The sequence below is a fragment of the Plantactinospora sp. ZYX-F-223 genome (genome assembly GCF_039649625.1).
Classification (GTDB): Bacteria; Actinomycetota; Actinomycetes; order Mycobacteriales; family Micromonosporaceae; genus Plantactinospora.
The window spans coordinates 65,520-74,450 of record NZ_JBDJAV010000044.1 but is presented as its reverse complement, the minus strand read 5'-3'; the positions used below and the strand labels follow the sequence as shown (position 1 = coordinate 74,450).

The 8,931-nt window shown below is 71.5% G+C and carries 4 protein-coding genes; 2 read left to right on the top strand and 2 right to left on the bottom strand.

Annotation, left to right across the window (positions count from 1 at the left end):
* Window positions 1-5: 5 nt before the first annotated feature.
* Window positions 6-809, bottom strand: coding sequence for a serine protease (locus AAH979_RS33700; protein ID WP_346262168.1), 804 nt, complete (start codon window positions 807-809; stop codon window positions 6-8).
* 140 nt (window positions 810-949) lie between these two features.
* Window positions 950-2,842, bottom strand: a complete 1,893-nt coding sequence (locus tag AAH979_RS33695) for a VanW family protein (protein ID WP_346262172.1) — start codon at window positions 2,840-2,842, stop codon at window positions 950-952.
* Window positions 2,843-3,268: 426 nt separating this feature from the next.
* Between AAH979_RS33695 and AAH979_RS33690 the strand changes: the two genes are divergently transcribed.
* Both AAH979_RS33690 and AAH979_RS33685 read left to right on the top strand, forming a co-directional pair.
* The gene (locus tag AAH979_RS33690) at window positions 3,269-7,648 is read left to right on the top strand and encodes an ExeM/NucH family extracellular endonuclease (protein ID WP_346262167.1); all 4,380 of its coding nucleotides are present in this window, start codon (window positions 3,269-3,271) and stop codon (window positions 7,646-7,648) included.
* A 144-nt stretch (window positions 7,649-7,792) separates the two neighbouring features.
* The gene (locus AAH979_RS33685; RefSeq protein WP_346262166.1) at window positions 7,793-8,791 is read left to right on the top strand and encodes a hypothetical protein; all 999 of its coding nucleotides are present in this window, start codon (window positions 7,793-7,795) and stop codon (window positions 8,789-8,791) included.
* Window positions 8,792-8,931: the final 140 nt, after the last annotated feature.

Sequence of the window (8,931 nt, the reverse complement as noted above, 5' to 3'; positions counted from 1 at the left end):
ACCGGTCAGCCGCCCAGGCTGGCCGCCGCCGAGGCGATCGCCGGGGAGAAGTAGCTGACCTGGGTGTAGACGCCAGGATAGTTCGGGCGCGCACATCCGTTGCCCCAGCTGACGATCCCGACCTGGACCAGGCCGCTGTCACCCTGCCGGAACATCGGGCCGCCCGAGTCACCCTGGCAGGTGTCGGTGCCGCCGGAGAGCGGACCCGCGCAGATCTCCTCGGCCGCGATGACGTCGCCGTCGTACGCCGAGGGGCCGTTGCAGACCGAGTCACTGACGAACGGCACGCTAGCCTTCATCAGGTACCGCTGCTGGGCTCCGCCCTCCCGGGTGGCACCCCAGCCGGCGACGGTGAACGTCCCGCTGTCGTACGCGGTCGAGGTGGCGATCGGCAGGGTGCTGAGCCCGGTGACCGGGCTGGCCAGCCGGATCAACGCCCAGTCGTCGCCGTTGCCGTTGTAGCCGGGCGCCCGGTAGACGTAGTTGGAGCGGACCTGGATCCGGCTCGACGACTGCAGGTCCACCACGCCCAGCGTGGCGGTGATGCTGGAGTTGCTTCCCGTACGCCCGACGCAGTGTGCGGCGGTGAGGACAAGTCGGGGGCTGTAGAGGGAACCGCCGCAGCCCATCGAGAGTCGTACCATGAACGGGAACTCGCCCTGTGCGGCGCGAGTGCCGCCGACGACGAACGGTGTGACGTCGGTGTTGCGTGGGCCGGCGTTGGCCGGTGCGGCCAGGGTGACGCCGCCGACGGCTACCGCGGCGAACGCGGCGGCGGCCAGGCGAGTGAGGAAGCGCCAACGAGCCATGGGGGTCCTCTCCGAGCATCGGTGGCGCGCCTTGTGGGCGCGCCTGAGATCACGATGCCGGCAGCGTATGGACCTCCATCGCTATATCGCAATGTGCCGATGTCATCCCGGTTGTGTCATACCACCGGGCGGTGGAACGGTCAGCCGCAGCTGTATCGCGGCTCGGCGAGGTACTTCCAGGTGAACTTCTCCCGCTTGACGACCTTTCCACCCTTGTGGAAGAGCCGGAAGGCGTCCTGGGTGAACCCGTCGATCCCGTTGGTGGGGATGCAGGACGGACCCGGCTGGAGCTTGATCACCTTTGGCTTGGTGATGTTGCGGCGCGGGCTCCACTCCGTGGTCACCTTGTCGTAGACCTTGGTGCTCCAGATCGACACCGTGATCGAGCGGGAGGTGTGTGAGGTGTCGATCAGGACGCCGTACGGGGTGTCGTTCTTGAACTTGAAGTCGAGGTCCGGCCAGAAGATGGTCGACTCGATGACCGGCGGATAGCGGCTGAACCAGTAGGAGTGCGGCTTGTGCTCCACGTCCTCCAGCCCGGCGTAGTACGTCGCGTTGAACAGCGTGGTGGTGAACTGGGAGGTGCCGCCGCCGACCCCCGGTACGAGCTTGCCGTCCAGGATGACCGGCGCGTCGCGGTAGCCCTGAGCGTAGCCCCGCTCCCCGGTGTGCCCGTTGAGCGAGAAGGTCTCCCCGGGCTTCACCACGGTCCCGTCCACGTCCCGGGCGATCGTCACGATGTTCTGGCTGCGCGGCGAGCTGAGACCGCCGGTGAAGTTGGTGGTGAAGGTGGAGACCCGCTCCTTGATCCCCATCTTGGTCAGGTCCGCGGTGCTGACCTTCGGCTCGACCGGCTTGAGCTGCGCCCGGACCGTGCGGCCGTCCGTCTTCGGCAGCACCGCCAGCAGGTCGCGGGCCAGCGCGGCGGCGTCCACCTGCGAGCCGCCCGAGCCGGCCACGATCTTCGGCTTGTTGCCCTGGATCGACATGGTGGCGTCCTTCGGCTTCACCTCGACCTTGTCGAGCTGGCCGGAGAGCGCGGTGCGCAGCTTCTTCTCGTCCACCCGGGGCGCGATCTTGCCGGTCTTGTCGGCGGTCAGCACCAGGCTCTTCGCGATCGCCGCCGGCGCGATGGTGAAGTTCCCCCGGTCGGTGGTCACCGTGACCGGGCCGGCGACCGCCGGCCTGGCCAGCTCGGTGACCAGCTTGTCGACTTCCTCGGTGGTGGTCGCCGGGTGCGTCTCCACCAGCGGCACCTGCACCGGCTGCCCGCGCAGCCAGCCCTCCCGCAGCGCCTTCGCCGACTCCTCGGCCCGCAGGCCCTTGCTCGGTTTCGGATAGACCGGCCGGGGCGTCGTGCCGCTGAAGGTGATCGCCGGCAGCCTCATCTGCTGCCCGGTCCGGCCGACGATCTTCCGCAGCTCGGCGTCGAGCTTCTCGGCGTCGACGGTGACCACCGGCTCGGCGCTGCGGGAGCCGAAGAGCAGGCTGAACGGGCCGGGCCGGTGCGCGGCGGCGGCCGCTACGGTCGCCTCGACGTCCACCGCCAGGCCGACCGTGGCCGGCGAGACCTCACCGGTCTGGTCACCGATGCGCACCTGGACGGGGGTGCTGAAGGTGCTGGCCCGGGAGGCCAGGTCGGCGCGGAGCGCCTGGGCCGCCTCGGCCCGGCTCTTGCCACCCAGGTCGACGCCGAGCACGCTGGTGCCCCGGGGCACCTCACCGGCGTACGCGTAGCCGGCCGTGGCGCCGCCGGTGGCGACCAGCACGGCGGCGGCCACGCCACCGGCGAGCAGTATCCGACGCAGGCGGCGCCGGGGTGCCGGCTGCTCGGGGGCTCCCGCCAGGCCGCCGGGCCCGGATCCCGGGGCCGGCGTCTCCCACCCGGCCGACGTCGCGGTGACAGTCTCCGGGGTACCCCCGGCACCGCCGGCCGGAACGCCACCGCCCTGCTGCCCGACCGGCAGGGTGACGGCGGTGATCGGGATGGTGGGGCGATCCTCGGCGGGCACCTTGACGGCGGCCATCTGCATGGTCGGCCGCTCGTCGGCCGGCACCGCGTTGTCGCCGTACTGACTCACGGAGTTGTCGCCGTACTGACTCACTGACACCTCAGCCTCACGGACACCTCAGCGCGATGCGGCGGGCGGGCACGACAGCCCGCCCGGCAGGACCTTGACCGACTACGGTAACCAAAACTCGACCAGAACGGGCGACGGGTCCGGCCGGTGGCGCCTCACCGCTGACTTCCGGCGTGGCGCCGGGACCTCGCGATTGATCGAACCCGAGTGGACGGTGCCGGAGGGAACGGTTTCAGTGCCCGGGCGAAAACAGCGAATAGTCCGATCTTCGGCGCGCTACGACCGAACATCCATGGTGTTCCGTACACCTGGCAGCTCTCGGTACGCCACCGAGCCCGCATATGCTCCGACCGTCTACCCCCTATCGGAGGCAACGTGATGCGCCGGAACAGACGCGGACGCTCGCTCAAGGCGCTGGGCGTACTGCTCACCAGTGGTGCGCTCGGTATGACCAGCGGAGTAGCGGCCCTTGCCGCCGAACCTGTGGCGACGCCTTTTCTCAGTGAGATCCATTACGACAACGTCGGTACGGACACCGGTGAGGCGATCGAGGTCGAGGCGCCGGCCGGTACGGACCTGACCGGATGGCAGCTCGTCCTCTACAACGGCAACAACGGTGCCCCGTACCACACCCGGACGCTCAGCGGGACGGTGCCGGCGGCCGGGGTGGTCGTCGCGACGTACCCGACGGACGGGATCCAGAACGGCTCGCCGGACGCGGTCGCGCTGGTCGCCCCCGGCGGCGCCGTCGCCGAGTTCCTCAGCTACGAGGGCGGGTTGACCGGAGTCGGCGGGCCGGCCGACGGGCGGGCCGCCACCGACATCGGAGTGGCCGAGGGGAGCGGCACCCCGATCGGAGAGTCCCTCCAGCGGATCGACGGGACGTGGCGGGCCCCGGCACTGAACAGCTTCGGCACCCGCAACACCGGCGGCGACCCGGACCCGGATCCGGACCCGGTCGGCTGCGACACCCCGGTCAGCCACACCATCGCCCAGGTCCAGGGCACCGGCGACGCGACACCGCTGGCCGGTACCCGGGTGACCGTCGAGGGTGTCGTCAGCGGCGACCACCGCACCGGCGGGTACAACGGCATCTACCTGCAGACCGCCGGCAGCGGCGGGCGGCCGCCGGCCGCCGGGACCGCCTCGGACGGCATCTTCGTCTACCTGACCAGCAACGCCGCCAACCACCCGAGCGTCGCGCTCGGCGACCGGGTCCGGGTCAGCGGCACCGCGAGCGAGTTCAACGGGCTCACCCAGGTCAGCATCGCCGTCAAGGCCGACGTGCAGGTCTGCGAGCATCAGGTCGCGCTGCCGTCGCCGGTCGCGCTCTCGCTGCCGCTGGACGTCCCGGCGCGGGAGTCGGTCGAGTCGATGCTGGTCGCCCCGGTCGGCCAGTTCACCGTCTCCGAGGTCTACAACACCAACCGGTACGGCGAGGTGGTGCTCGCCGCCGGCGACCGCGCCGCGGTGATACCCACCGACGTCGCCCGGCCCGGCACCGACGCCGCCCGTGCGGCGGCGGCGGCGAACAAGCTGGCCCGGCTGCTGGTCGACGACGGCCGGACCACCAACCTGGCCGACGCGGGCCTGCTGCCGCCGTACCTGGCGCCGGGCAGCCCGCTGCGGGTCGGCGACTCGGTCGAGGCGTTCGGCCCGACCGTGCTGTCGTACGGGTTCAACGAGTGGCGGCTCCAGCCGACCACCCCGGTCAGCGCGGACACCCCGCCGGCCGGCCGGACCACCTTCAAGGTGACCAACCCGCGTACGCCGGCACCTGGCGACGTCGGCGGTGACCTGTTGGTCGGCGCGTTCAACGTGCTGAACTACTTCGTGCACTTCGGCGGCGACGCCCGGGGCGCCGAGAACGAGGCGGCGCTTGCCAAGCAGGAGGCGAAGATCGTCTCGGCGATCAACGCGCTCGGCGCCGACGTGGTGGCACTCCAGGAGATCGAGAACTCGGTCCGGTTCAACGCCGCTGACCCGCAGCAGGCGCTGAAGCGGCTCGTCGCCGCGCTGAACACCGCGGCCGGCGCCGGTACCTGGGACTACGTGCGTACCCCGGCGGACCTGCCGGCCGCGGCCCAGCAGGACTTCATCACCACCGCGATCATCTTCAAGCCGGCGAAGGCGCAGCCGAAGGGTGCGTCCCGGTCGGTCAACGACGAGACCGTGTGGTTCAACGCCCGGGAGCCGATCGCGCAGACCTTCACGGCCGGCGCGACCACCTTCACCGTGGTGGCCAACCACCTCAAGTCGAAGAGCAGCTCCGACGCGGCGACCGGCGACAACGCGGACAGCGGTGACGGACAGGGCGCGTTCAACGGCGACCGGGTCCGCCAGGCCCGCGCGCTGACCGCCTTCGTCGACCAGCTCAAGGCCGACAGCGGCAGCGACCAGGTGCTGCTGCTCGGCGACTTCAACGCGTACACCCGGGAGGACCCGATGCAGGTCCTCTACGACGCCGGGTACGTCGACCTGAACGACACCGGCAAGGCGAGTTACGTCTTCGGCGGCGAATCCGGCTCGCTGGACCACGCGGTCGCCTCGGCGTCGCTGGCCGAACGGGTCACCGGGGTCGACGTCTGGCAGATCAACTCGCACGAGTCGTACGCCTTCCAGTACGACGGGCACCCGGCGTTCTTCGCCGCGGACCCGTACCGGGCCAGCGACCACAACCCGATCGTCGTCGGGCTGGAGACCGGGGCGACCGGTCCGGTCGACCTGCGACTGCTCAGCGTCAACGACTTCCACGGTCGGCTGGAGTCACCCGGCAACGCGCCGGACGGCCGCCCGGTCGGCGGTGCCGCCCAGGTCGCCGGCCTGGTCGACCAGCTCCGCGTGGAGAACCCGAACACCGCGTTCGTCTCCGCCGGCGACAACATCGGCGCCTCCACGTTCATCTCGGCGATCGATGAGGACAACCCGACGATCGACGCGCTGAACGAGATGGGGCTGGCCGTCTCGGCGGTCGGCAACCACGAGTTCGACAAGGGCATCGCGGACCTGACCGGCCGGGTGACCGACCGGGCCGACTTCCCGCTGCTCGGTGCGAACGTCTACCGGGGTGACGAGCGGGCACTGCCGGCGTACTCGGTCAGCAGCGTCGGTGGGGTGCGGGTCGGCTTCGTCGGGGTGGTGACCGAGCAGACCGGCTCGCTGGTCAGCCCGGACGGCATCGCCGGGATCACCTTCCGGGAGCCGGTTGCCGAGGCGAACGCCGTGGCCGCACAGCTCAAGGACGGCAACCCGGCCAACGGCGAGGCCGACGTGGTGGTGCTGCTCGCCCACGAGGGCGCGGCGACCGAGAACATCAGCTCGGCCGAGGCGCTGGCGAACGACCCGGTCTTCGGCAAGTTCACCCGGGCGGACGCCACCATCGACGTCATCTTCAGCGGGCACACCCACCAGCCGTACGCCTTCGAGGTGCCGGTGCCCGGCACCGACAAGCTGCGGCCGATCGTGCAGGCCGAGGACTACGGCAAGCGGCTGGGCAAGGTCGACCTGACCTTCGACCCGGCCACCGGTACCGTCACCGCGGCCGACGCCCAGCTCGTCGACGTGGTCGGCGCACCGCAGCACCCGGGGGTCGCCGAGATCGTGGCGGCAGCCAAGACCCGGGCGCAGGAGCTGGGCCAGCGCCCGCTCGGATCGATCACCGCGGACATCAAGCGGGCGTACAACGAGGCCGGGAACGAGGACCGGGGCAAGGAGTCGGTGCTCGGCAACTTCATCGCCGACGTGCAGCTCGCCGGCACCAGTGCGGCCGGCCGGGGCGGGGCGCAGATCGCGTTCATGAACCCGGGCGGTCTCCGGTCCGACCTGCTGTACGCCCCGGACGGGGTGGTCACGTACGCGGAGGCGTTCTCGGTGCAGCCGTTCGCCAACGACGTGGTGACGAAGACGTACACCGGGGCCCAGATCAAGCAGGTGCTGGAGGAGCAGTGGCAGCCGGCGGGCGCCTCCCGGCCGGTGCTCTGGCTGGGGGTCTCCAAGGGCTTCAGCTACACCTACGACCCCGAGGCCGCGCAGGGCTCCCGGATCACGTCGATGTCCCTGAACGGCACGCCGATCAACCCGACCGGCAGCTACCGGGTGACGGTGAACTCGTTCCTGGCGGCCGGTGGGGACAACTTCGCGACCCTGGCCACCAACGTCGACCGGGTCACCACCGGTGACAACGACCTGACCATGCTGACCGACTACCTCGCCGAGAACTCGCCGGTCACCGCCGACCCGGCGCCCCGCTCGGCGGTCGGCCGGCCCGGCCCGGAGTGCACCACGACGATCACCGGTCGGCACAACCGGCCGCTGACCGTCTTCTCCGGGCTCACCTGCCTGGAGAACGCGACCGTCGCCGGCCCGGTGACCGTGCTGCCCGGCGCGTCGCTGCTGGCGACCGGCGGCAGCATCTCCGGCCCGGTCACCGCCACCGGATCGGCGCTGCTCACCCTGAGCGGCACCAGGGTCTCCGGCCCGGTCACGGTGGTCGCCGCGACCGGCCAGGTGCTGGTCGAGGAGGGCAGGGTGAGCGGGCCGGTCTCGGTCGCCCTCAGCCGTGGCGGGGTGCGGGTCGACACCGTCACCGTCGCCGGCCCGGTCTCGCTGGTCGGCAACTCCGGCAGCCAGCCGGTGCTGGTCGCCGGCAACACCATCAGCGGACCGCTGAGCTGCGTGGCCAACTCGCCGGCACCGGGCAACGACGGCCGGACCAACACGGTCCGGGGCCCGGCGACCGGACAGTGTGCCAGGCTGTGAACGACGGTTTCAGTACGGACCGACAGTTGAGTTGACGCATCGTGACTGCGGGCCCGGGCCGGTCGCCGGTTCCGGGCCCGCAGTCGACCGTCGTGACGTGCCCCCGGGCGGACGCCGTTCCTCCGTGGGCGGGAAAGGACGAGGGTGAGCCGGTACCAGCCCGTACCGCTGCCGACCGGTGCCGGCGCGACGTCCCGGGACGACCTGGTGGCCGGGCTGACCGGCTGGGCCCGGTCCCAGCCGCTGCGGGACCTGGTGGCCGCCTACGGCGACGAGTTGCCCGACCGGCTTGCCCCGGCCGGGCTGCTGGGCTGGCTGGACGACTTCTCGGCCCGGCACTGGGACTTCCGGAGCCGGCACGGCGCGGCCGAGCGGGACGAGGTGGTCGAGACCGCTCTCGACCCCGCCGTCGCCGGCCTGGTCCGGTCGGCCGCCGAGGCGCTCGGCCTGGCCGGCTCGCGGCCCGTGCCCGCCCGGCGGTACGACCACCTGCTGGTGCTGGGCGGGCTGGCCCGGTCCTGCCTGCAACGGACCGCCTACGCCGCCCGGCTGGTCGACACCGGGGCGGTCGAGGTCGGTGAGATCGCCGCGCTGGGCAGCTTCCGCCCACTCCGCCCCGCCGAACTCGAACGGCTGCACCTCCCCGCGGACCAGCACCGCGTGCGGCTGGACGGCGGCTACGAGGTGGACGCGATGGGCCTGGGCATCCGGGCCGCGTTCGGCTGCCCGGGGACCGTCGAGGAGCGGCGCTCGGCGGGTGAGATCGACCACCGGTCCTGGTCGGTCGCCGTCTACCGCCCGGCCGCCCGGCCGGTGGTGCGGGTACTGGCCGCGCCGTCGACGGAGCCGGCGACCCGGCGGGCGCACACCTCCGACACGTACCACTTCTGGGCGGCGGAGCGGGGACCGGCGGCCGGGGACCGGGTACTGGTGCTGACCTCGCAGATCTACGTGCCGTTCCAGCACTGCGACGCGATCCGTACGCTCGGCCTCGGCTACGGCTGCCAGGTGGACACGGTGGGGCTGGACCCGGACCGGCTGCCCGGGTACGGCCCGGCGGAGCCGTTGGGGCCGGATCGGTATCTCCAGGAGATACGGTCCGCGATTCGGTCGATACGCAATCTGTTGAGCGTGCTCGGGTAATCACCATCCGGACGGGTGCAATGCACGATCCCGTGTGGACGGCAAATCGGATTACTCGCCCGGACCGTGTCACATGGTGGTTTTCGCAGCGCCGAACCGTCGGATCGTCGGAGTGTGACTGGCCTAACGGACCGATTTGG